This is a genomic window from Streptomyces albus subsp. albus (assembly GCF_000725885.1).
Classification (GTDB): domain Bacteria; phylum Actinomycetota; class Actinomycetes; order Streptomycetales; family Streptomycetaceae; genus Streptomyces; species Streptomyces albus.
Window position 1 is genome coordinate 62994 of the sequence record NZ_JODR01000013.1, and the last position, 22054, is coordinate 85047.

Genomic DNA, 22054 nt, shown 5'->3' on the forward strand with positions numbered 1-22054 from the left:
CATGCGGGAGCGGGCACGGTGCCCGTGCGGCCGGCGACAGCCGGGCGGCTTGGATCAGTCCAGCGACGCGGTTGCCGCACGCAGGTCTTCCAGGGCTGCCAGTGCGTGCGGCGCGAGCCCTTCCGTGCCGTTGTCAGGATCACTTTCGGTCCACTGCGCGTATCCCCGTTTGAACGCGAGGACTCCCATCTCCGCCGCGAGATGAGCGGTCGTCTCGGGGACGCCGCGGGCGGTGAGCGCGGCAGTCATGGCAGCCGCGAGACCGACACTCTTGAGGGCATCGCGCTCTTGCAGTTCGGTGCTGGCCGCCACGGCCGCCTTGAGGCGGGGGCCGAGTTCGCGGTTCGCCGGGCCCATGGCGCCCGATGCGCGCTCGAGACCGGCCGCCACCGCCTGGAGCGGCCCGGCGCTCGCGGGGGCCTCGGTGATGCCGTCGGCGAGCAGCCTGCTGAGCGTCTCCTGGCCGGCGACGAGTACCTCGCGCTTGTCGGAGAAGTACCGGAAGAAGGTGCTCCTGGTGACACCGGCGCGCTCCGCGATCTGCGTCACCGTGGTGGCGTCGTATCCCTGCTCGGTGAACAGGTCGACGGCTGCGACGACGAGTCGCTGGGCCGCTCCCGGTTGCCATCTAGCCATGGGACCAGGATAAGTGATGAGACACCTGTCGCATCACCCTGTATGGTCAGTGATGAGACACCTGTCTCATCACTTTCAGGGAGAGCTCATGCATGTCTTCGTCACCGGTGGGACCGGCACCATCGGCTCCGCCGTCGTCGCCGAACTGCTCGGCAACGGCCACACCGTTCTCGCACTGGCTCGCTCGGACGGCTCCGCGCAGGCTCTCGAACGCGCCGGCGCGAAGGTGCTGCGCGGAGAACTGGCCGACCTCGACGTCCTGCGGTCCGGCGCAGCCCAGTGCGACGGCGTGATCAGTCTGGCGTTCGGACGCGACTACGGCAGTCCGGAGGCGCTCGCCCGGGCCATCGCCGAGGAGAGTGCCGCTCTCGCCACGCTGGGGCGGGAACTGATCGGCAGCGACCGCCCGATCGTCACGGTCTCCGGCACGCCGTGGGTTCCCGGACGCGCCTCCGTGGAGGCCGATCCGCTGCCGACCGACGGGCCGGTGGGCGGCCGTGGCCGTTCGGTCAACGCCCTGCTGGACCTCGCCTCGCGCGGTGTGCGCAGCACGGCTGTCCGCATGCCGCGCACAGTCCACAACGAAGGCAAGGGCGGATTCGCGGGCCTGCTGACCGATCAGGCGCGCCGCACCGGGGTCGCCGGCTACCCGGGCGACGGCACCCAGCGCTGGCCGGCCGTGCACGCGCGCGACGCAGCGGTTCTGTTCCGTCTGGCCCTCGAGTCCGCACCGGCCGGGACTGCCTGGCACGCCGTCGGCGACGAGGGCGACGCGGTGCGGGACATCGCCGCGGTCATCGGCCGGCGACTCGGCCTGCCCGTCGAGGAGGTCCCGCAGGAGAACTTCGGCCCGTTCGGTCCCATCTTCGCCATGGACCAGCCGGCCTCCAGCGCCCACACCCGCAAGGTCCTCGGATGGCAGCCGGCCCACCCCGGCCTCCTCGAGGACCTGGAGCGCATTCAGCCCTGACACCCTCACCGCCGTCTCCATCCGGCCTGGCGAGGTGGTCCGGAGGCAACACACCAGCGCCCCCGGCGGCCGGCTTCAGAAGGTGAGCACTCCGCGGGCCAGCCGTCCTCGGCGGGCGTCCGCCGCGGCGCGGTCGAACTCCTCCACCGGGTAGACCTCGGTGACCAGCTCGTCCAGCAGCAGCCGGCCCCGCCGGTAGAGGTCGGCGTACAGGGCGATGTCACGCGGCGGCCGGGAGGAGCCGTAGCGGCAGCCCAGGATCGACTTGTCCAGGAAGAGCCCGGCGGGCACGAACGCGGCCTCGGCGTCGGCCGCGGGCATGCCCAGCAGCACCGCCTGGCCGCGCCGGTCCAGCAGTTCCACGGCCTGCCGCACCAGGGCCGTGCTGCCGACGCACTCGAAGGTGTGCGCCGCGCCGTCCGGCAGCACCTTCCGTACGGCGGCCAGGGTGTCCGCACCGGAGTCGGCGCCCTGGCCCGCGGTCACGAAGTGGGTGGCGCCGAAGCGCCGGGCCACCTCCTCCTTGGCCGGGTTGGCGTCGACGGCGACGATGGGGCCGGCGCCCGCGATCCGCGCGCCCTGGAGGACGTTCAGCCCGATCCCGCCCACGCCGAGCACCACCACCGACTCGCCCTGCCCGACCTTCGCCCGGTTGAGGACGGCACCGACACCGGTGAGGACGGCGCAGCCGATGAGCGCGGCCGAGGTGAGGGGGATCTCCTTCGGCACGGGGACGGCCTGCACGGCCCGTACTACGGTGCGTTCGGCGAACGCGGACGTCGCCGCGAAGGCGTACAGCTCCTCGCCGCCCCGCCGGAACGGCTTGGCGGGCCGCCCGATGGCGCGGCGGCACATGGTGGGCCGGCCCCGCGCGCACTCGGGGCAGGCGCCGCAGTTGGCGATGGTGGAGAGCGCCACGTGGTCGCCGGGCGCCACGTGCCGCACCCCCTCGCCGACCGCCTCGACCACACCGGCGCCCTCGTGGCCGAGGACGACGGGGCGGGGGAAGGGGATCGTGCCGTCCACGACGGACAGATCGCTGTGGCACAGTCCGGCGGCGCGGATGCCGACGGCGACCTCGCCGGGGCCCGGGTCGCGGACGTCGAGGTCACCGACCACGCGGGCGCCCGCCCCGGCGCCGTCCAGGACGACGCCTCTCATGCCGTCCGCCCCGTGCGGGTGCGGGCCGGTGCGGAGTGCGGCTTGTGGGTCATCGGTGCGCTCCCTTCCCGCGGGGCCCGTGCCGGGTCCGCGGTCATGACGGCCAGACGATCGACTGGAGTTCGCTGTAGGCGTGCAGTCCGAACGAGCCGCCGTCGCGGCCGATCCCGGACTCCTTGAAGCCGCCGAACGGTGTCTCGGGGTGCCGCTGCACGGTGTTGATGCCGACGTTGCCGCTGCGCAGCCGGCCCGCGAGCCGCCAGGCGCGGCCGGTGTCGCCGCCGAAGACGTAGTCGTGGAGCCCGTAGGGGGTGCTGTTGGCGAGGCGTACGGCCTCCTCGTCGTCCTCGAAGGGGAGGACCACGACGACGGGCCCGAACAGTTCCTCGCGGGCCACGGTCATCTCCGGGGTGACGTCGGTCAGGAGGGTGGGCGCCACGTAGTAGCCGGTGGCGGGCTGGGCGGGCCGCTGCCCGCCCGCCCGTACGGTGGCGCCCTCGCGGCGCGCCTGCGCGATGTGCGCCTCGACCCGCTCGCGCTGGGCGGCCGAGATCAGCGGCCCGACGACGGTGCGCTTGTCCCGGGGGTCGCCGACGGTCAGCGCGGAGGCGTAGCGGGCCAGTTCGGTCACGAAGGCGTCGTGGTGGCTGCGGTGGACCAGCGCACGGGTGGGGGCGGTGCAGATCTGGCCGCTGTGGAACGTCCACGTGGAGGCGATCGCGGTCAGTGCCGCCTGCCGGATGCGGTCGTCGGCGTCGTCCAGCACGAGCGCGGCGCCCTTGCCGCCGAGTTCCATCAGGGTGCGTTTCATGTCGCGGCCCGCACGCTCGGCAATCTTCTTGCCGACGGCGGTGGAACCGGTGAAGCTGATCATGTCCACATCGGGGTGGGCGACCAGGGCCTCGCCCGGCCCGGGACCCGAGCCGGTGACCACGTTGTAGAGCCCGTCCGGCAGTCCGGCCTCCTTCAGCACCGGCCCCAGCTCCAGACAGCTGAGCGGGTCCTGCTGCGCGGGCTTGCACACCACCGCGTTGCCCATGGCGAGGGCGGGCGCAACCTTCCCGGCCAGGTTGACGACGGGGAAGTTGTAGGAGGTGATGCAGCCGACCACGCCCATGGGACGGCGTACGGCCGCCGCCCCGATCAGCCCGCCGGGGGCCAGCGCGCTGGCGGCCACGGGCCGGGGCGCCAGCGGCACCGTGTCGGACTCCAGCGCGCCGCGCGCGTAGCGGCGGAAGCGTTCGGCGGCGGTCGGCAGTTGCATTCCGCGCGCGACCGCGCGGGTGGCGCCGGTCTCGGCCTGGAGCAGCGGCAGCAGTGCCGGGCCGCGCTCCTCGATCAGGTCCGCGATCCGCTCCAGCACCCGGGAGCGTTCCCGGGCGGGCGCTGCGGCCCATTCCTGCTGGGCGGCGCGGGCCGCGCGCACGGCGGCGTCGATCTCCTCGGCACCGCCCTCGGGGGCCCGGCCGACGGGCAGTTCGGTCGCCGGGTCGGTGACGGGGTAGTGGCCGCGTGCGGACGGCTGCCAGGCACCGCCGATCCAGTGCCCGTAGCTGCGCGGCTCCTCGCCAGGCGGCCGGCCGGCGGCGCCGGGTGCTTCGGTGGCCGGCGGGGCCGGCGTGCTCGCTTCCGTCACGTGTGCGCCTCTCTGGGCAGGCCCAGTGCGTGCTGGGCGATCAGGTCACGCTGGATCTCGTCGGAGCCGCCGTAGAGGGTGTCGGCCCGGGTGAAGAGGAACAGCCGTTGGAGCGCGTCGAGTTCGTAGGGCCGTCGCGGTGTCCAGTCGCGCGGGCCGAGGGCCGCGGCGGCACCGCGCACCCGGACGGCCAGTTCGCCGAGCCGCTGGTGCCAGCCGCCCCACAGCAGCTTGGCGACGCTGGGCGCCCCCGGTACGGCGGTGCTGTCGGCCCCGCCCAGGGTGCGCAGCGCGTGCCGGCGCATGGTGCGCAGTTCGGCCCAGGCCCGCACCAGTTCTTCGCGCAGCACCGGGTCGCGGTCGGCGGCGCCTTCGGCCAGGGCCAGGCCGAGCACCTGGTCGAGTTCGGCGGCGAAGCCGATCTGCTGGACGAGGGTGGAGGCGCCCCTCTCGCGGGCGAGCAGCGCGGTGGCGACCCGCCAGCCGTCGCCCTCGGCTCCGACGAGGTGCCCGGCCTTCGCCAGGGCGCCGTCGAAGAAGACCTCGTTGAACTCGGCCGTGCCCGACATCTGGCGGATGGGCCGCACCTCGATGCGGCCCGGCTGGTCCATCGGCACCAGCAGGAAGGACAGGCCCCGGCGGCGGTGCGAGCCGGGTTCGGTGCGGGCGAGGACGAAGCACCAGTCGGCCTCGTGGGCGAGGGACGTCCAGATCTTCTGGCCGGTGATGCGGTAGCGGCTGCCGGCGGGTCCGGATTCCCGTACGGCGCTGGTGCGGACGGCCGCCAGGTCGGAGCCGGCGTCGGGTTCGCTGTAGCCCTGGCACCACAGTTCCTCGCCGCGGGCGACGGCGGGCAGGAACCGGGCGCACTGTTCGTCGGTGCCGTGTGCCAGCAGGGTGGGGGCGAGCAGGTTCTCGCCGATGTGGCCGACGCGGGCGGGGGCGCCCGCGCGGGCGTACTCCTCGGCCCAGACGACCTGCTGGACGACGGTGGCGTGGCGGTTGCCGAAGGTGCCGCGGGCCCGGTCCCAGCCGAGGCCGATCCAGCCGCCGCGGCCCAGCTCGCGCTCCCAGCGGCGGCGTACGGTGCTGGCCTGGTGCTCGCTGCCGGGCCCGCCCTGCCCGGCCGCCGCCGCGTAGTCGCCGGTCAGCCGTTCGGCGAGCCAGGTGCGGGCCTGGGCCCGGAACTCCTCGTCCTGCGGGGTGAAGCCGAAGTCCACGTGCGTCCCCTCTCCCCTGCCGGCGCTCCCGGGGCGCACTGCCCGGTTGGCGGCCGGCGGGTTCAGGCGTTGGGGCGGTCCTGGCGGGCGGCGGCCTCGGCCATCTCGGTGAGCCGGGCCAGCATGGGCATGGGGTCCTGTCCGACGGTGCCGGGCAGGAAGTCGGCCAGGCGCTCGGGCGTCCAGGGGCCCTCGCCGTAGGCGGCCCGCAGTTCGCGGGGCTGCGCCCATACGGCGATCTTGGGCCCGGCGACGGTGTAGACCTGGCCGGTGATCCCCTCCTGCCTGGCCCGCTCGCTGAGCAGGTAGACGACCAGCGGTGCGACGTCCTCCGGTTCGCCGATCTCGGCCAGTTCCATGGGGACGCCGGCGGACATCCGGGTGCGGGCCACGGGGGCGACGGCGTTGGCGGTGACGCCGTACTTGTGGAGTCCCAGGGCCGCGCTGCGGACCAGCGAGATGATGCCGCCCTTGGCCGCCGCGTAGTTGGCCTGGGAGACGGAGCCCTGGTGGTTGCCGCTGGTGAAGCCGATGAGGGTGCCGCCGCGCTGGCGGCGCATGACGGCGCTGGCGGCGCGGAAGACGGTGAAGGTGCCCTTGAGGTGGGTGGCGACGACGGGGTCCCACTCCTCCTCGCTCATGTTGAAGAGCATGCGTTCGCGCAGGATGCCGGCGACGCAGACGGCGCCGTCGAGGCGGCCGTAGCGGGACAGGGCGGTGTCCACGACCCGCTGTCCGCCGTCCATGGTGGAGATGTCGTCGGCGACGGCGACGGCCTCGCCGCCGGCGGCGGTGATCTCCTTCACCACCGTCTCGGCGATCTCGCTGTGCGGTTCGGCGCCGTCGACCGAGACGCCGTAGTCGTTGACGACGACCTCGGCGCCCTCCGCCGCGCAGGCCAGCGCCACGGCGCGGCCGATGCCGCGGCCGGCGCCGGTGACGGCCACGACCTTTCCGGCCAAGAAGTTGCCCACGTCCCGCCCCCTCCCGGAGTTTCTGACGACCCGTTAGATTCTTGGGCAGGTGCCGTCCGAACACAAGACCCGTACGGCATCGCCCCCAACGACAGTCCGCGGGAGGACAGATGACCGTGCCGGCCCAGTGCCCCGAGTTCGCCGAGATCGCCGCACGGGTCAACAACTGGGGACGGTGGGGCGCCGACGACGAGAACGGCACCCTCAACCTGATCACCGACGAGGTCGTCCGGCAGGCGGCGGCCACCGTCCGCACCGGCCGCCGGGTACCGCTCGCGCTGCCGCTCCAGCAGGACGGCGTACAGACCGGGATGATCCCGGGGAGGGTGAACCCGCTGCACACCATGGTCGCGGTCAACCTGGAGATGTTCGGCCCCGGCACCGTCGCCACCAGCGACGACGTCGTCACCATGGGGCTCCAGGCCGCCACCCACTGGGACGGTCTGGCCCATGTGTCGGCCGGCGGGAAGCTCTACAACGGCCGCCCCGCCGCCACCGTCACCGCGCACGGCGGCGCCACCGTGTGCGGCATCGAGAAGACGCGCCCGCTGGTGTCCCGCGGCGTCCTCCTCGACGTACCCCGCGCCCTGGGCCTGGAGCGGCTGCCGGGCGACCACGCGGTGACGCCGGACGATCTGGCGGCGGCCGAGGAGTTCGCCCGGGTCCGAGTCGGCGCGGGGGACGTCGTCCTGGTGCGCACCGGGCAGCTGCGCCACTACCTCGCCGGGGACAAGCACGGCTACGCCCACCCGTCGCCCGGGCTGTCGATCCGCACGCCCGAGTGGTTCCACGCCCGCGATGTGGCCGCCGTCGCCAACGACACGCTCACGTTCGAGATCGTGCCGCCCGAGATCGAGGACCTGTGGCTGCCCGTGCACGCCCTCCACCTGGTGGAGATGGGCATGCTCCAGGGCCAGAACTGGAACCTGGAGGAGCTCTCACGGGTCTGCGCCGAGGAGGGCCGCCACGCCTTCCTGCTCACCGCCCAGCCGGAGCCGTTCACCGGCGGTACGGGCGCCCCGGTGGCGCCGGTGGCCGTCCTGTAGCGCGCCGCGTCCGGGGCGGGCCGGTGGCCGGGCACAGCCGGGTGGCGGTGCGCCGGTACGCGCCCCGAGCACGGTACGGCGTACCGCCACCCGACTCCGGCGCTCGGGGCCCTGCCTCACTCGGAGGTGGCGCCGGACCGCGACCCGCACTCGCCGAGGAACCTCACGCACCTCGGCGTCCCCTCACGGCGAATCGCTCCACCCAAGGGTGATCAGCCCGCCACGACACGTCAACACCTGGTCTGGACTTTGGAGTTTATGTCCGTTTTGACCCGGCGCATCATCAGCCGAACGCGCCAGCGCCCGCCTGCACCACGTTCACCCGGGCACGGACACTCGCCTCGGCCCGCAGCTCCCGGACGGGACACGCCTCGCTGTGGGGGCGTGACACGCTCCGCCCGCGCGCCCCGGCGTCGGCGGACGTCTCGCCGCCGTGCGGCTCGCCACCGGACCGCGCCCCGCCCCGCGGGACCCGCGCCTCACCGTCGGCCGCCGGGGCGCCGGATCCGGCCGGGGCCGGCGGTACGGCGTCCAGTTCGCACCAGACCCGCTTGCCGCCGGGCTCGTGCTCCCAGCCCCAGCGGTCGGCCAGGCCCGAGACGAGTTCGAGGCCGCGGCCACCGGTGTCCTCGCCCTCCGCCTGCCGTCGGCGCGGCGCCCGGCTGCTCGCGTCGGCGACCTCCACCCGCACGGAGCCCACCGCCCCGCGCGCACCCTCGCCGCCGCACCGCCGCGGCAGGAGCATGCACAGCACGGCCGGACAGCCGGTGTGCACCACCGCGTTGGTCACGAGTTCCGAGATCAGCAGAATCAGCGTCTCGGCCAGGGGTTCGTCAGCGGCGACCCCGGCTCCCGCCAGCCGCGCCCTGGCCCACCTGCGGGCGCGCCCCACCTCCGTCGGATCGGATCCGATCTCCAACTGCTCCAGAAGCACCTGCACCGCTCACACCATCCGAACTGGCGGACACATCGCCTCGCGTCTCCTTGTAGTCACGGATTGTGACTCCAGCGAGAACAGCATGGTTGACTCATAGTGAGGGCAACAAGCGCTTCAGGCATATTCCGGCGCAAAGGAGTAGACGCACGGCATACTGTGCGACGACGTGTGCGACGACACGCGCGGAAACTCGAACGGCTTCCGCTGAAACGTCTTGTCACCCTTGAGTTCCTTGTTGATCAGGGCCATCACCGTGTCATCCGGCCGTTGGCACACCCGGTTCGGCACGGGCCGTGTCCGCCGGGACCGCCCGCTCCGCGCCCAGGGAGCGTACCGGAGTGGAATCCGGGATTCCGCTCCCGGTCGTCACACGGTGCACAGACACCTCCCATAACCCAGCGTAATCGCACCTCTGTGAACCACCCGGAGAAATACGCCGGATCCCTCACAGACGGGGACTCAGGAGTGCTTCCGCCAACTGTTCCTCCGCCGCCACAGCCGTTCGCCACTGTGACCCGCGCAGCCACGCCCGTTTCAGATGCAGGTGCACCTCGGCCTCCCAGGTGAACCCCATACCGCCGTGCACCTGGAGACAGTCGCGGGCGTTGGCGCCGGCCGCCTCGTCGGCGAGGAGCTTCGCCGCGCACGTCTCCGCCTCGTCACCGGTGACGGCAGCGGCGTACACCGCGGCACGGGCCGTCTCGGCGCGCACCAGCATCCCGGCGCACAGATGCTGCACCGCCTGGAAGGCGCCGACCGGCCGCCCGAACTGCTCACGCGTACGGGCGTGTCCCACGGCCAGCTCCAGCGTCCGCCAGGCACTGCCCAGTTGCTGCGCCGCCGTCAGCAACGCCGCCTCCCGGCACAGCACCCCGGCCCCGGCCCCGCACGCCGCGACCGCCGCCGGCCGCCCGCCGGACACCCAGTGCAGCGGCGTGAGCGGGTCCACCGCGCGCACCGGCAGCGCCCGCACCACCCCGGGCGCCGCCACCCCGACCCCCTCCCCCTCCGGCACCAGCACGGCGTCCGCGTCCGCCCAGTGCTCCACCAGTGGTGCGCCGTCCGGCTCCAGGGCCGTCACCACCGCCCGTCCCTCGGCGGCGCCGGGCACCGCCTCGGCGCCGTCCCCGCCCCGATGGGTGGCCGCCAGGTGGGTCGCCACCAGGGGGCCGGGCAGCAGCGCCCGTCCCGCCTCCTCGAAGACCAGCACCGCCTCGGGCAGTCCCAGCCCCACGCCGCCCGCGGCCTCGGGCACCCGCAGCGCGAAGAACCCCGCCTCGCCCAGCTCCCGCCACAGCCGCCGGTCCACCACGCCCCGGCACGGCCCGCCGCCGCCCGCCGTCCGCGCGCCCGGTGCGCGTTCACCGGCGGTGCCCTCACCTGCCACTCCACCGGCCGCCTCCGCACCGGCCGTCTCCGCACCGTCCACCGCGGCCCGCAGCGCCTCGGGGCCGAAGCGCGCCGCCAGCAGTTCCCGCATACCGCGCCGCAGCGCCTCCTGGTCGTCGCTCAGCCGGAAGTCCACCGGCTCACCGTCCCTTCGGCAGGCCGAGAAGACGCTCGGCGACGATGTTGTGCTGGATCTGCGAGGTACCGGCGGCGATGGTGTACGAGAGGGAGGAGAGCCGCTCCCGTGTCCACTCCTCGTCCAGGTCCAGCGCGCCGGGGCCCAGAACGTCGGCGGCGGCGTCGTACAGCTCCTGCCGGGCGTGCGAGTAGCGCAGCTTGAAGACGGAACCGCCCGGCCCCGGCACCCCGCTGCCACCCCGGCGCCGCGCGTGCGCCGCCTCGCTGACGTTCCACTGGATGAGCCGCCACAGCGCGGTGAACTCGGCGTGCAGGCGGCCCAGCCGGCGGCGCAGCACCGGATCGTCCCAGCGGCCGTTCTCCTTGGCACGGCCGGCCAGCAGCCGCAGCGTACGGCGGCAGGCGACGACCTCCCCGACGAACGCGGTGCCCCGCTCGAAGGAGAGGGTGACCATGGTGACGCGCCAGCCGTCGTTCTCCGCGCCGACCCGGTTGGCCACCGGCACCCGCACCTCGTCCAGGAACACCTCGGCGAACTCCCGCGAGCCGGCCAGGGTGCGCAGCGGCCGTACGGTGACGCCGGGCGCGTCCATGGGCAGCGCCAGCCAGCTGATCCCGGCGTGGCGGGGCGCCTCGGGGTCGGTCCGCACCAGGAGTTCGCACCAGTCGGCGACCTCCGCGTGCGAGGTCCAGATCTTCGAGCCGCTGACCACGTAGCTGTCCCCGTCGCGGACCGCGCGGGTGCGCAGCGCCGCCAGGTCGGAGCCCGCGTCCGGTTCGGAGAAGCCCTGGCACCACACCTGTTCGCCGCGCAGGATGGGCGGCAGCCAGCGGGCGCGCTGTTCGGGGCTGCCCTCGGCGGCGATGGTCGGCCCGGCGTGCAGCAGCCCGACGAACCCGGCGCCCACGTAGGGGGCGCCGGCCGCCTCCGTCTCCTCCAGGAAGATCAGCTGCTGGGTGGGGGTGACGTCCTGGCCGCCCGCGTCCTTGGGCCAGTTGAGCCCGGCGTACCCGGCGTCGTACAGCCTGCGCTGCCAACCCATGTCGTAGGCGCGGCGGGCGGGCCAGTCCAGCGGGTCCGGGCGGGGCGGGAGGGCGGGCAGCACCTCGGCCAGCCAGGCGCGCAGCCCGGCCCGGAACTCCTCCTCCTCGGCGGTGTACGCCAGCTCCATCGAACCTCCCTCAGACGAGGTCCAGCTCCAGCATGCGGATGGCGTTGCCGCGCAGCAGCTTGTGGACGGTCGTCTTATCGAGGCCCTGCACGTGGTCGAGGGCGACCTGTTTGGTGTGGGGGAAGGTGGAGTCGACGTGGGGGTAGTCGGTCTCGAAGGTGGCGTTGTCGCGGCCGACCACGTCCAGGGCGCTGATGCCGTGTTTGTCGCGGAAGAAGCAGCAGTAGATCTGCCGGTAGTAGTAGGTGGAGGGCGGCTCGGGGATCAGGTCGCGGACCCCGCCCCAGGCGCGGTGTTCGGCCCACACGTCGTCGGCGCGTTCCAGGGCGTAGGGGATCCAGCCCATCTGGCCCTCGCTGTAGGCGAGCTTGAGCCGGGGGAACTTGACCAGGACGCCGCTGAAGAGGAAGTCCATCATCGAAGCCATGGCGTTGTTGAAGGACAGCGACGCCTGCACGGCCGGAGGCGCGTCGGGGGAGGCGGCGGGCATCTGGGAGGAGGAGCCGATGTGCATGTTGACGACGGTGCCGGTCTCCTCGCAGACGGCGAAGAACGGGTCCCAGTAGCCGGAGTGGATGCTGGGCAGCCCCAGGTGGGTGGGGATCTCGCTGAAGGTGACGGCCCGCACGCCGCGCTCGGCGTTGCGGCGGATCTCGGCGACGGCCAGGTCGATGTCCCACAGCGGGATGAGGCACAGCGGGATGAGCCGGCCGCCCGAGTCGCCGCACCACTCCTCGACCATCCAGTCGTTGTAGGCGCGTACGCAGGCCAGCGCGACCTCCTTGTCGTGCGCCTCGGCGAAGGTCTGGCCGCAGAAGCGCGGGAAGGTCGGGAAGCACAGCGAGGCCTCGACGTGGTTGAGGTCCATGTCCGCCAGCCGCGCGGCCGGGTCCCAGCAGCCGCGCCGCATCTGGTCGCGGGTGATGCCCTCCAGCGTCATCTCGTCCCGGTCGAATCCGACGGCCGCGATGTTGCGCTTGTACGGGAACTGGAGGTCCTCGTAGATCCACCAGTCGGTCGGCGGTCCGTCGGGGTCCATGGAGATGCGGTACTTGCCGCCGACGTACTCCAGTTCGCCGATGCCGGCGGTCAGCGGTTTGGGCCCCCGGTCCCGGTACTTGGCCGGGAGCCAGGTCTCGAACAGGTGCGCCGGTTCTATCACGTGGTCGTCGACGCTGATGATGCGCGGCAGTTCCGTCACGGGCTCGTCCCCTCGCCACTCGCCGGGTGCCCCGGCCGATATCTGATGACCCGTCAGAAAGAGGCTAGCCCCGCCACCTCTGGACCGACAAGGCGTCGCCGCCTACGCTTCCCGCACGACCTGACGGAGCGTCAGCAACAGTGAGGGGACGGCGATGACCGCTCTCGCACACCGGCCCGATGCCGCGCACGCGCTCGGCGCCTCGCACACCCTGTGGGAACTGGTCGACCGGCGCGCCGGGCTCACCCCCTACGACCCCGTGCTCATCCAGGCCGCCGAGGACCCCGCCGACGACCGCACCCTCACCTTCCGCGGGCTGCGCGACCGCGCCGAACGCACCGCCGCCGGCCTGTACGCACACGGCGTACGGCCCCATCACACCGTCGCCTGGCAGCTGCCCACCCGCATCGAGACCGTGGTGCTCTCCCTGGCGCTGGCCCGGCTCGGCGTCCGCCAGACCCCCGTCATCCCCGGCTACCGGGACCGCGAGGTCGCCCTCGCCCTGCGCGCCACCGGCGCCGCCTGGTACGCGCACCCCGGCCACTGGCGCGGCACCGACTACACCGCGCTGGCCGCCCGCATCGCCCGCAGTGACGGGACCGCGGCGCAGACCCTGACCGCCTACGACAGCCTGCCCGAGGCCGACCCCGGCACCGTCCCGCTGCCGCCCCCGCCCGACGACGGCACCCGGGTGCGGTGGATCTACTGGACCTCCGGCACCACCTCGGCACCCCGCGGAGTGAGGCACACCGACCGCAGCCTCATCGCCGGCGGCTCCTGTCTGGCGCACGCACTGCGTCTGGGCCCCGACGATGTCGGCTCCATCGCCTTCCCCTACGCCCACATCGGCGGGCCCGACTACCTGGTGATGCTGCTGCTGTACGGCTTCCCCGCCGTCCTGTTCGAGAAGTTCGCCCTCCCGGACGCCCTCGACGGCTACCGCCGCCACAAGGTGACCACGGCGGGCGGCTCCACGGCCTTCTACTCGATGTTCCTGGCCGAGCAGCGCAAACAGCCCGGCATCCCGCTCATCCCCACCCTGCGGCTGCTGGCCGGGGGCGGCGCACCCAAACCCGCCGAGCTGTACCACGAGGTCGTCGCCGAGCTGGGCTGTCTGCTCACCCACGGCTACGGCATGACCGAAGCCCCCATGATCACGATGGGCTCCCCCGACGACACCCCGGAACAGCTGGCCACCACCGAAGGACGCCCGCCGGCCGGTATGGAGATCCGCGTCACCGCCCCCGACGGCACCCCGCTGCCGCCCGGCGCCGAGGGCCAGGTGCGGCTGCGCGGCGAAGCCGTCTGCCAGGGCTATCTGGACGAGGAGGAGACCGCGGCGGCCTTCGACGCCGACGGCTTCCTGATCACCGGCGACCTCGGCCGCGTGCTGGCCAGCGGCCATCTGGTGCTCACCGGCCGCACCAAGGACATCGTCATCCGCAAAGGGGAGAACATCTCGGCCAAGGAGATCGAACACCTCCTCTACCAGCACCCCGGCGTCGCCGACGCCGCCGTCGTCGGGCTGCCCGACGCGGAGCGCGGCGAACGGGTCTGCGCCGTCGTCGAACAGCCGGCGGGAGCGCCGCCGCTCACCCTCCCCGAGGTGACCGCCTATCTGCGCGAGGCGGGGCTGGCCCCCTACAAGCTCCCCGAACAGCTGGAGGTCGTCGACGCGCTGCCCCGCAACGAGACGCTGCGCAAAGTGCTCAAGTACAAGCTGCGGGAACGGTTCGGCTGACCAGCCGGCCGGCACCCCGCCCCGATTGTCCTGGGCCGGCGGGGCGTGAGGTCAGGCCGTCAGCGGGCCCGTGGCGGCGTGCGCGTCCGTCGCCGCCTCCAGATCGGGGTAGCAGTCGAAGAGCCGGCGCACTCCCAGCGCCGCCAGCACCCGGTTCACATGCGAACCGTCCTCGGCACCCCGGGCGGGCAGGATCAGCCGCAGCCGGCCCGCGCACGAACGCATCAGCCGCCGCGAGGCGATCAGGACGCCCACTCCGCTGGAATCGCAGAAGAGGACGTCGGACAGGTCAAGCACCAGGCTCCTGCGCCCCTCGGCCACGGCATCGTGCACGTGCTGCCGCACCGCGGGCGAGGTGACCAGGTCAAGCTCGCCGGAGACCCGGAGCACGGCCCATCCGCCACGCTCCTCCTCCAGCACCTTCAACGACACTCCCCGCAACCCCTTCGTCGATCGCCGTACAGCAGTCGGCTGCCCTGCGCGTCCCCTCCAAAACTGGTCCCAGGGAACGACCCTATGCGGTGCTGAGGCATTACCCGGGGGAACCTGCGGGAACCTTTGGTCACGCCCCCATAACTCTCGACCAGACGCGCACCTTCCCACCCAAGACTCCCGCCTCACCCCGCCGGAAACAAGCGCACCGTGACGGAAACCACACGGTACGCAACCGAAGCGGCATCGCCATTGGCCCAAAGGAGCGTGCGCTGTCGGTGGCTCCCACTACATTCGGGGGGATCGACGGGCATCACCCCGGCGGAAGCGGAACCGCGACACGCGGCACCGCCACCCCGCCGGGAGCGGACGGCGGAGCCGAGGGCTGGGGCCACCATGGCGAGCGACACACCACCGCGCTGGGACCGGAAGATGCAGCAGCGCCTCGTCCACGGCGAGGCGGCGGCACTCGGCGAGCTGTACGACCGCTTCGCCTCCCTCGTGCACAGCCTCGCCCACCGGGTGCTCGACGACGACGAAGCCGCCGACCGCGCCACCCAGGACGTCTTCTCCTACATCTGGGAACACCCCCACGCCTACGACCCGCGCGAAGGACCGCTGCGCTCCTGGATAGCCGCGCTGACCCAGCGCACGGCCACCGACCGGCTGCGCCGCCGGCACCTCGACGACGGGCCCACCACACCCGAACAGGCCGAACGCCTGGAGGAGCAGGTGCAGGCCGCCGCCACCGCGGCCCGCGCCGACTACATCGTCACCTCCATGCCCGCACCTTTGCGCGCCGCGCTCGAACTCGCCTACCACCAGCGCCGCGACTACCGGCAGACGGCCGACAGCCTCGGGGTCACCGAGGACGAGGCCCGGCGCCGGCTCCGCCTCGGCCTGCAACTCCTCTCCTCCGCCATGACCCAGCCCGCCCTCGCACCGCCAGGCCGGGAGAGCCGGCCATGAACACACCCGGCCATCCCGGGCCCCACCCGCCCCGGGACCTCGACCACACCGTGCTCAAGTCCCTCCTCGGCGCATGGGCGCTCGCCGCCTGCTCCGCCGAGGAGACCGCCGCCGTCGAGGCCCACCTCACCGACTGCGCGCCCTGCGCCGACGAAGCACTCCGGCTGCGCGACGCCGTCGGCCTGCTCCACGCCGAGGACAGCCTGGACCTCGACCCCGGGCTGCGGACCCGCGTCCTGGAGAACTGCCTCGGCCGCCGCCCGGCCCGCGTCCCGCTCCCGGACTGGGCCGCGCCCTACGACGCCGAGACGGCCCGGCTCGACGCGCTCCTGCGCGACATGGCGGAGGAGGAATGGCGCACCCCGGTGCGGCTGCGCTGGTTCGACGGCATGCGGCAGGCCACCCGCGAGACCACCGTCGCCGGGGTCGTGGGCCACCTCCTCGTCGTCGACGGGCTGGTCGCCACCGGTCTCGGCCTGCCCGACCCGCTGCCGCCCGACCCGCTCCCCCTCGACCACGAAGCGGGCCCGCACGACCGCACCGAGTTCTACTGGGCGCTCGACGGCTCCCACCACCACGCCGCCGCCCGGGAACCCTGGCGGGCGCAGAGCCACGCCATGATCCGCGACGTGTCGTTCCTCGTCGCCGACAACGGCGACGCCGACGCCGGGACCGCCGTGTCCGAGCGGCTCATCCCCTACGGCGGGCACAGCCTCCCGCTGCGCGACGCCTTCCTCGACCGCGCCTTCGAATGCTGGATGCACGCCGAGGACATCGCCGAAGCCGTCGACTACCCCTACGAGCCGCCCGTTCCCGCCCACCTCGGCCGGCTGGTCGATCTGGCGGCCAGACTGCTGCCCGACGCGCTCGCCGCCCGCCGCAGAGCGGGACTCGCGGCCCCGCCGCGTGCCCTGGGTGCCACCGGCGCGCCCGGCCGCACCCTCCATCTGGAGATCGAGGGCGGCGGAGGCGGCGACTGGTACCTGCCGCTCGACTCGCCCGGTGCCCGCGCCTCCCCCGAGCAGACGGTCGCCCACATCGTCCTGGACGGCCTGGAGTTCTGCCAGCTCGCGGCCGGGCATGTGCCGCCGCTCGAAGCCGCCGCGGGGCAGGACGGGGACCGCGAGGAGATCCGGGACGTCCTCTTCGCGGTCGCCTCGCTCTCCCGCCTGTGACCTGGCCGTCCGGGCCGGCCGCGTCCCGGGGAGGGGCGGGCGTGCCCCTCCCCGGCTGCCGCGGGCCGGGCCTGTGGCCTTCCGCGGGGTGCCGGGAGGGCAGTGGGGTCAGGCGAAGACGACCGTGCGGTTGCCGTTGAGGAGGACGCGGTGCTCGCTGTGCCACTTGACCGCACGTGCGAGCGCCTGGCACTCGACGTCCCGGCCGATCGCGACGAGCTGCTCCGGGGTGACCTCGTGGCCGACCCGCGCGACCTCCTGCTCGATGATGGGCCCCTCGTCGAGGTCCGCGGTGACGTAGTGCGCGGTCGCGCCGATGAGCTTGACCCCGCGGGCGTGCGCCTGGTGGTACGGCTTGGCGCCCTTGAAGCTCGGCAGGAACGAGTGGTGGATGTTGATGATCCGCCCGGAGAGCCGCTTGCACAGGTTGTCGGAGAGCACCTGCATGTAGCGCGCGAGCACCACCAGTTCGACGCGCTCCTCCTCGACGATCTCCAGCAGCCGCCCCTCGGCGGCCTGCTTGGTGTCCTTCGTCACGGGGATGTGGTGGAAGGGCAGGTCGTAGGAGGCGACGAGTTCGGCGAAGTCGGTGTGGTTGGAGACGACACCGGCGATCTCGACGGGCAGCGCCCCGATCCGGGAACGGAAGAGCAGGTCGTTCAGGCAGTGCCCGAACTTGCTGACCATCAGCAGAACCCGCATCTTCTCCTCGGCCCGGTGGATCTGCCAGTCCATCCGGAAGGACTCGCCGACGGCGGAGAAGCTGGCCCGCAGCTTCTCCACGGTGGTGCTGCCGGTGAAGTGGACGCGCATGAAGAAGAGCCCGGTGTCGCGGTCCCCGAACTGCTGGCTGTCCTCGATGTTGCAGCCCGTCATGAACAGGTAGCTGGAGACGGCGTGCACGATGCCCGTGTTGTCCGGGCACGACAGAGTGAGGACGAATTGCCCCTGCTGACCGTTTTCGACGGGGTGCGACTGACTCATGGTGTCAAGACTGGCATATCGCGGGGCGTGCCCCGTCACGCCGTCCGCAGCATGATCGCCAGGACCTCCAGGGAACGCGGCGGCTCGTCCGGGTCGTCACCGTCGTTGGTGGCGAGCATCACATGCGCGTCACGCGCCGCACGGACCGCCTCCGGCCAGCCCTGGTGCGCCAGATACGAGGCGACGGGCGCGTCGGCGCCCACCTCGTGCATGATCCGCAGCACCCGCAGGACGGCCGCGTCCACCAGCTCCGCCTCCTGGGCGTCCCGGAAGATCGTGCCGATGTACTTCTCGGCGGACCAGTTGTCCAGCCAGGTGTCCTCGACGAGGCGGTAGACCGCGTCCGTCACATCGCCGTATCCGGGACGTCCGGCCAGCCAGCACTCCTGCTGGAAGGTCTGGTCGGAGAGCATGTGCAGCGCCGAGCGCACGTTGCTGCGCCAGCGCCACCAGGGCACGTCGTTGACAGGCATGCCGCCTATGGTGGTGGAACGACGGCCACGTCGGGAAGACTTCGCGGTACCTGCTTGCTGCATGGTCACCGACCATACGATCCGCACACCCGGCCACCGGGCACGGCCCCGGGCCTCGCCCCCGCGGGAGCCGGGCCCGCTCCGGGCGCCCGCCGCCGGGCCGCCGGCCTCACAGCTGACCGAACTGCCGCTCGGTGAGGCCGTACTTGCGTGCGGTCGGGTTCCACAGCTCGGCCGCCTGCTTCTTGGCCGTGGTCGCCGTCCCGCTCGCCCGGTTGCCCAGCACCGTGTGTCTGGTGTGCCGCGCCTTGCCCTTGTGACAGCCCTTCTTGCCCGCCACCTGGTCGGCCCAGGCCGCGTAGTGGTTGTCGGCGGAGGCGGACGCCTTCCAGGCGCTCTTGAGCGCCGCGTTCAGCCGGCCGCTGTCGGGGATCTTGTCCGTCTTCAGCTCGTCGAGCCGCCGCACCAGACCGGTGCGCTGCTCGGCCGCCGTCCGCAGGTCCGTGGCGGCCTTGTCCAGCGCCTTGCACGTCCTGATGTTCTCCACGGACCGGACCACGGCGGAGCGGCTGTTGTTGCTGTCGGCGAGGAGCGCGTCCAGCTTCTTGGCCTGCTCCCCGGCCGGGTCGGGCGGCGGCGAGGCCTTCTCCCCGGCAGGCTCGGTGGACGCCTGCGGCTTGTCCCCGGCGGGTTTGCCGCCGCCGCTGTCGGCCATCAGCAGACCGACGACCAGGCCGATCGCGGCCACACCCGCCAGCCCGCCGCCGACCAGCACCCCGGTGGGCACGCCACGGCGCCCCCGGTCACCGCCGCGCCGGGCCGCCGCGCGGCCACCGGCCGGCTGCTCGTGCTGCTGCGAACCCGGCTGCGGGTAGCCGTAGCCACCCGGCTGCGGCGGCTGCTGCGGATAGCCGTAACCGCCGCGCGGGGCGGCACCCGGCGGTGGATAGCCGTAGCCGCCGCGGGGCGGGGCCGGCGGCGGGGCCGCGGCCTCGTCGAAGACGGGCAGGCTCTGGGTCGAGCCCGGTTCGTCACCGGCGCGCGGGCCGGCCGGCGGCGCGCCGGGACCGGAGGAGCGGGAGTCCGAACGGAAGAGGTTCTCGAACTCGGGCAGCGGGCCCTTGCCGTCCGGTTCGCCGTCGGCGGGCGGCACCGGACTCATCACCTGGGTGGCCTCGGCCGCGCTGTCGGGGGCGTCCGCGACGGGCGGCAGGTACTGCGTCGCCTCGCTGTCGGGGCTGCCCACCGGCCCGCCGGGCTGCGGCGGAAGGAGCTGGGTGCCGTCCTCCGCACCGGGGGGCACCGCGCCGTGCGGGTCGCCGGCGGGGAACGGCGGGAAGAGCTGGGTGGCGTCGCTGTCGATCCCCCCGGGCATTCCGCCCGGCTGCTGAGGGAGCTGCTGCACCTCCGGCTGGGGCGACGCGGCCGGCGGGCCCTGGTAGGCGGCCGGCTGCTCGGGCGGCCGGGGTGCCGCACCGTCGGGTTGCGGCCAGGCGTGCGGCCCGTGCTGTCCGGGGGCCGCCCCGGGCTGGGGCAGCGGGCCGGGGCCGCCGGCCGGCTGGGGCGGCATGGGGCCCGGGCCGGGGTGGGGCGGCGCGGCGGGCGGCATGGCACCCGGATACGGCGGGGCCTGGGCGCCGGGGGCCGTGCCCGGGACGGGCGGCACCGAAGGAGGGTGCGGCGGGCGGGCGGGCGTGCCCTCCGGCGGGAGGGGCTGCGCGTGCGGCGGGCCGTCGTGGGCGCCGCCGGGGACGAGGGCGCCCGAGCCGCCGCCGCTCGTCCCGGTGTCCAGGAGGGGCCCCGCAGCGGTGCCGTCGGTGCTCTGCGGCGGGCCCCAGTAGTCGGGGCCCTCCTGCGGGGGCAGGCCGGGGGCGGGTTGGGCGCCGGGGCCCCACGGATCGCCCCACGGCCGGCCTGCGGGCGGCTGCACCCGGTCGCGCTCGGCCTGCACCTGGCGCTGCTGCTGGGGAGTCCACGGTTCACCGTTGGCGGGCAGCACGACCCCCTCGTAGGGGGTCGTGGAGGCGGGCAGGGAGTCGCCGGCAGAGCCGGAAGTCCCGTCCTGTCCGCGTCCGTTGTGCGTCGTCACCGAGGCTCCTCGTTAGCGTGGCTGGCCGATCGTCGGCTCACGCTACCGGTTCCCCCGCACGGGGGACCACGCACCCAGATGTGCGGACACCCTTCCTTCACCTGATGTCGGGGCCAAGTCCGTGAAGGTCCCCGATTCCCGGCATACCGCCCGCAGCTGTGCCGGCGGTGTGCCGGGGGTGCGCCAGGGGTCGTGTGCCGCCGCTCACACCGCCTCGGGCACCTCCAGCCGCGCGGCGAACTCCCGCACCACCGTCTCCCCCGCGTACGGCTCCAGCCGCTGCCGGAAGTCGTCCAGGTACTCCGCGCCCCGGCCCGAGCGCAGCCCCGCCAGCAGCCGGGCGGCCCGCGTGCCGGTGTCGCAGGCACGTTCCACCTCGCGCTGCTGCACCTGGGCATCGGCCAGCAGGAACAGCCCGATGGCCCGCCGCCGCGCCCGGCCCTCGGGGTGCCCGGCGACGGCTTCCTCGGCGCAGGCGGCGGCGCTCTCGGCACGGCCCAGGTCGCGGTGGCAGTGGGCCAGTTCGTCGGCGAGGTAGGCCCGGTCGAAGTGGGTGATCCAGGGCGGGTCGTCGCCGGAGCCCTCGGCGGTGTCGGCGGCGTCCATCGCGGTCAGTGCGCGGTTCACCGCCTGCTGGCAGGCGCGGTTGTCCCCCATCACCGCGTGCCCCCGCGCCTCCGCCGCGTGGAACATGGCCTCCGCGCGCGGCGTGGCCCGCCCCCGCGCCCCCTCCTGCGCCGCGCGGGCCAGTTGCGCGATCTCCCGCGGGTTGCCGAGCGAGGCGGCGAGGTGGCTCATGCCGGCGGCGAGCACGTATCCGCCGTACGCCCGGTCCCCGGCTGCCTGGGCGAGACGCAGCGACTGGATGTAGTAGCGCTGCGCCAGACCGTGCTGCCCGGTGTCCACGGCCATGTAGCCGGCCAGTTCGGTGAGCCGGGCCACGGCCGCGAACAGCGACCTGCCGACGGCCTCCCGGTACGAGCCGGCCAGCAGCCCGGAGACCACGCTGTTGAGGTAGTGGACGACCACGGGGCGCAGATGGCCGCTGCCGTAGCGGTGGTCGAGTTCGGACAGCGCCTCGGTCATGGACCGCACGGCCGCCACGTCCGAAGGGCCCACGCGCGCACCGGAGTTGCGGGCCACCTGGTGGTCGGGCTGGGTGATCAGCCAGTCCCGGCTCGGCTCGACCAGCGCGGAGGCGGCCACCGTCGAGCCGGTCAGGAAGTCCCTGCGGCCCACGTCGCTGCGCCACAACTCGCAGACCTGCTCCACGGCTCCGACCACCGTGGGCGCGAACTGGAGCCCCACCCCGGACGCCAGGTTCTTGCCGTTGGCCATCCCGATCTCGTCGATCGTCACCGTCCGGCCCAGCTTGCGGCCGAGCGCCTCGGCGATGATGCCGGGGGCGCGCCCGCGCGGCTGCTGGCCGCGCAGCCAACGGGCCACGGACGTCTTGTCGTAGCGCAGGTCCAGTCCGTGTTCGGCGCCGCACATGTTGACGCGGCGGGCCAGGCCCGCGTTGGAGCACCCGGCTTCCTGGATGAGCGCCTGCAACCGTTCGTTGGGCTGCCTCGCGACGAGCGGCCTGGCCGCCATGCGATCCCCTCCAAGGTGTGGGCCCTGCTGGTCTCTGGCCGGCGGCGCGCGGGCCGTATTCTGGTGCGTACCCGGCCACAGTGGTAGAAAGCCTCCCCTTCACAGCACAACGCAC

General features: G+C 73.7%; 18 protein-coding genes and 1 pseudogene. 5 read left to right on the forward strand and 14 right to left on the reverse strand.

The window, feature by feature from the left end; translation table 11 throughout:
• Positions 1 to 54: 54 nt before the first annotated feature.
• Positions 55 to 636, reverse strand: a complete 582-nt coding sequence (locus IO40_RS0115775) for a TetR/AcrR family transcriptional regulator (RefSeq protein ID WP_031175603.1) — start codon at positions 634 to 636, stop codon at positions 55 to 57.
• Positions 637 to 724: 88 nt separating this feature from the next.
• On the opposite strand from IO40_RS0115775, the gene IO40_RS0115780 reads away from it, so the two are divergent.
• Complete coding sequence (locus IO40_RS0115780; protein ID WP_016472492.1) at positions 725 to 1606, forward strand: SDR family oxidoreductase; 882 nt, start codon at positions 725 to 727, stop codon at positions 1604 to 1606.
• A gap of 75 nt (positions 1607 to 1681) precedes the next feature.
• Here the strand turns inward: IO40_RS0115780 and IO40_RS0115785 are convergent, their stop codons facing one another.
• The 4 genes from IO40_RS0115785 to IO40_RS0115800 form a co-directional block, all read right to left on the reverse strand.
• Positions 1682 to 2767 (reverse strand): alcohol dehydrogenase catalytic domain-containing protein, encoded by a 1086-nt coding sequence (locus IO40_RS0115785; RefSeq protein WP_016472491.1) that lies wholly within the window; start codon positions 2765 to 2767, stop codon positions 1682 to 1684.
• Positions 2768 to 2861: 94 nt separating this feature from the next.
• Entirely contained in the window at positions 2862 to 4403 is a 1542-nt protein-coding gene (locus tag IO40_RS0115790; RefSeq protein ID WP_234336547.1) for an aldehyde dehydrogenase family protein, read from the reverse strand.
• Complete coding sequence (locus tag IO40_RS0115795) at positions 4400 to 5623, reverse strand: acyl-CoA dehydrogenase family protein (protein ID WP_030406779.1); 1224 nt, start codon at positions 5621 to 5623, stop codon at positions 4400 to 4402. Before IO40_RS0115795 ends, IO40_RS0115790 begins: the two co-directional genes overlap by 4 nt.
• Positions 5624 to 5685: 62 nt before the next feature.
• Positions 5686 to 6597 carry an SDR family oxidoreductase gene (locus IO40_RS0115800; protein ID WP_016472488.1) on the reverse strand — a complete coding sequence of 304 codons (912 nt, stop codon included), beginning with the start codon at positions 6595 to 6597 and terminating at the stop codon, positions 5686 to 5688.
• 110 nt (positions 6598 to 6707) lie between these two features.
• Between IO40_RS0115800 and IO40_RS0115805 the strand changes: the two genes are divergently transcribed.
• Positions 6708 to 7643, forward strand: a complete 936-nt coding sequence (locus IO40_RS0115805; RefSeq protein WP_016472487.1) for a cyclase family protein — start codon at positions 6708 to 6710, stop codon at positions 7641 to 7643.
• Positions 7644 to 8124: 481 nt separating this feature from the next.
• Here the strand turns inward: IO40_RS0115805 and IO40_RS35310 are convergent.
• From IO40_RS35310 to IO40_RS0115830, 4 genes and pseudogenes are all read right to left on the reverse strand, one after another.
• A pseudogene (locus IO40_RS35310) lies at positions 8125 to 8583 on the reverse strand (ATP-binding protein); the annotation flags it as partial.
• Positions 8584 to 9025: 442 nt separating this feature from the next.
• Complete coding sequence (locus tag IO40_RS0115820; RefSeq protein WP_031175605.1) at positions 9026 to 10105, reverse strand: acyl-CoA dehydrogenase family protein; 1080 nt, start codon at positions 10103 to 10105, stop codon at positions 9026 to 9028.
• Positions 10106 to 10109: 4 nt separating this feature from the next.
• A complete protein-coding gene (locus IO40_RS0115825; protein ID WP_031175606.1) occupies positions 10110 to 11279 on the reverse strand; it encodes an acyl-CoA dehydrogenase family protein in 1170 nt (389 codons plus the stop codon).
• A gap of 10 nt (positions 11280 to 11289) precedes the next feature.
• Positions 11290 to 12480: an amidohydrolase family protein gene (locus IO40_RS0115830; protein ID WP_016472482.1), complete on the reverse strand. Its 1191-nt coding sequence runs from the start codon at positions 12478 to 12480 to the stop codon at positions 11290 to 11292.
• Between the two features lie 154 nt (positions 12481 to 12634).
• Here IO40_RS0115830 and IO40_RS0115835 point away from each other — a divergent pair, with 154 nt between their 5' ends.
• Entirely contained in the window at positions 12635 to 14221 is a 1587-nt protein-coding gene (locus IO40_RS0115835) for a class I adenylate-forming enzyme family protein (RefSeq protein ID WP_031175607.1), read from the forward strand.
• A gap of 51 nt (positions 14222 to 14272) precedes the next feature.
• Here the strand turns inward: IO40_RS0115835 and IO40_RS0115840 are convergent, their stop codons facing one another.
• Entirely contained in the window at positions 14273 to 14653 is a 381-nt protein-coding gene (locus tag IO40_RS0115840; RefSeq protein WP_030406775.1) for an STAS domain-containing protein, read from the reverse strand.
• Between the two features lie 396 nt (positions 14654 to 15049).
• Here IO40_RS0115840 and IO40_RS0115845 point away from each other — a divergent pair, with 396 nt between their 5' ends.
• Together IO40_RS0115845 and IO40_RS0115850 are read left to right on the forward strand one after the other, a co-directional pair.
• Positions 15050 to 15622, forward strand: a complete 573-nt coding sequence (locus tag IO40_RS0115845) for a sigma-70 family RNA polymerase sigma factor (protein ID WP_016472479.1) — start codon at positions 15050 to 15052, stop codon at positions 15620 to 15622.
• Positions 15619 to 16797: a zf-HC2 domain-containing protein gene (locus IO40_RS0115850; RefSeq protein WP_016472478.1), complete on the forward strand. Its 1179-nt coding sequence runs from the start codon at positions 15619 to 15621 to the stop codon at positions 16795 to 16797. The genes IO40_RS0115845 and IO40_RS0115850 overlap by 4 nt, the downstream gene beginning before the upstream one ends.
• A gap of 108 nt (positions 16798 to 16905) precedes the next feature.
• Here the strand turns inward: IO40_RS0115850 and purU are convergent, their stop codons facing one another.
• The 4 genes from purU to IO40_RS0115870 form a co-directional block, all read right to left on the reverse strand.
• On the reverse strand, positions 16906 to 17781 hold the full coding sequence (purU, locus tag IO40_RS0115855) for a formyltetrahydrofolate deformylase (protein ID WP_016472477.1): 876 nt from the start codon (positions 17779 to 17781) through the stop codon (positions 16906 to 16908).
• A 35-nt stretch (positions 17782 to 17816) separates the two neighbouring features.
• Complete coding sequence (locus IO40_RS0115860) at positions 17817 to 18254, reverse strand: SCO4402 family protein (RefSeq protein ID WP_016472476.1); 438 nt, start codon at positions 18252 to 18254, stop codon at positions 17817 to 17819.
• Between the two features lie 169 nt (positions 18255 to 18423).
• Positions 18424 to 20343 (reverse strand): hypothetical protein, encoded by a 1920-nt coding sequence (locus IO40_RS39430; protein WP_031175608.1) that lies wholly within the window; start codon positions 20341 to 20343, stop codon positions 18424 to 18426.
• A 204-nt stretch (positions 20344 to 20547) separates the two neighbouring features.
• On the reverse strand, positions 20548 to 21939 hold the full coding sequence (locus tag IO40_RS0115870; RefSeq protein ID WP_031175609.1) for an NsdA family TPR-like regulatory protein: 1392 nt from the start codon (positions 21937 to 21939) through the stop codon (positions 20548 to 20550).
• Positions 21940 to 22054 lie beyond the last annotated feature (115 nt).

Coding starts and splice junctions, on each gene's coding strand:
- IO40_RS0115775 (WP_031175603.1), bottom strand. CDS start 636: ATGGCTAGATGGCAACCGGGAGCGGCCCAGCGACTCGTCGTCGCAGCC.
- IO40_RS0115780 (WP_016472492.1), top strand. CDS start 725: ATGCATGTCTTCGTCACCGGTGGGACCGGCACCATCGGCTCCGCCGTC.
- IO40_RS0115785 (WP_016472491.1), bottom strand. CDS start 2,767: ATGAGAGGCGTCGTCCTGGACGGCGCCGGGGCGGGCGCCCGCGTGGTC.
- IO40_RS0115805 (WP_016472487.1), top strand. CDS start 6,708: ATGACCGTGCCGGCCCAGTGCCCCGAGTTCGCCGAGATCGCCGCACGG.
- IO40_RS0115825 (WP_031175606.1), bottom strand. CDS start 11,279: ATGGAGCTGGCGTACACCGCCGAGGAGGAGGAGTTCCGGGCCGGGCTG.
- IO40_RS0115835 (WP_031175607.1), top strand. CDS start 12,635: ATGACCGCTCTCGCACACCGGCCCGATGCCGCGCACGCGCTCGGCGCC.
- IO40_RS0115845 (WP_016472479.1), top strand. CDS start 15,050: ATGGCGAGCGACACACCACCGCGCTGGGACCGGAAGATGCAGCAGCGC.
- IO40_RS0115850 (WP_016472478.1), top strand. CDS start 15,619: ATGAACACACCCGGCCATCCCGGGCCCCACCCGCCCCGGGACCTCGAC.
- purU (WP_016472477.1), bottom strand. CDS start 17,781: ATGAGTCAGTCGCACCCCGTCGAAAACGGTCAGCAGGGGCAATTCGTC.
- IO40_RS0115860 (WP_016472476.1), bottom strand. CDS start 18,254: ATGCCTGTCAACGACGTGCCCTGGTGGCGCTGGCGCAGCAACGTGCGC.
- IO40_RS0115870 (WP_031175609.1), bottom strand. CDS start 21,939: ATGGCGGCCAGGCCGCTCGTCGCGAGGCAGCCCAACGAACGGTTGCAG.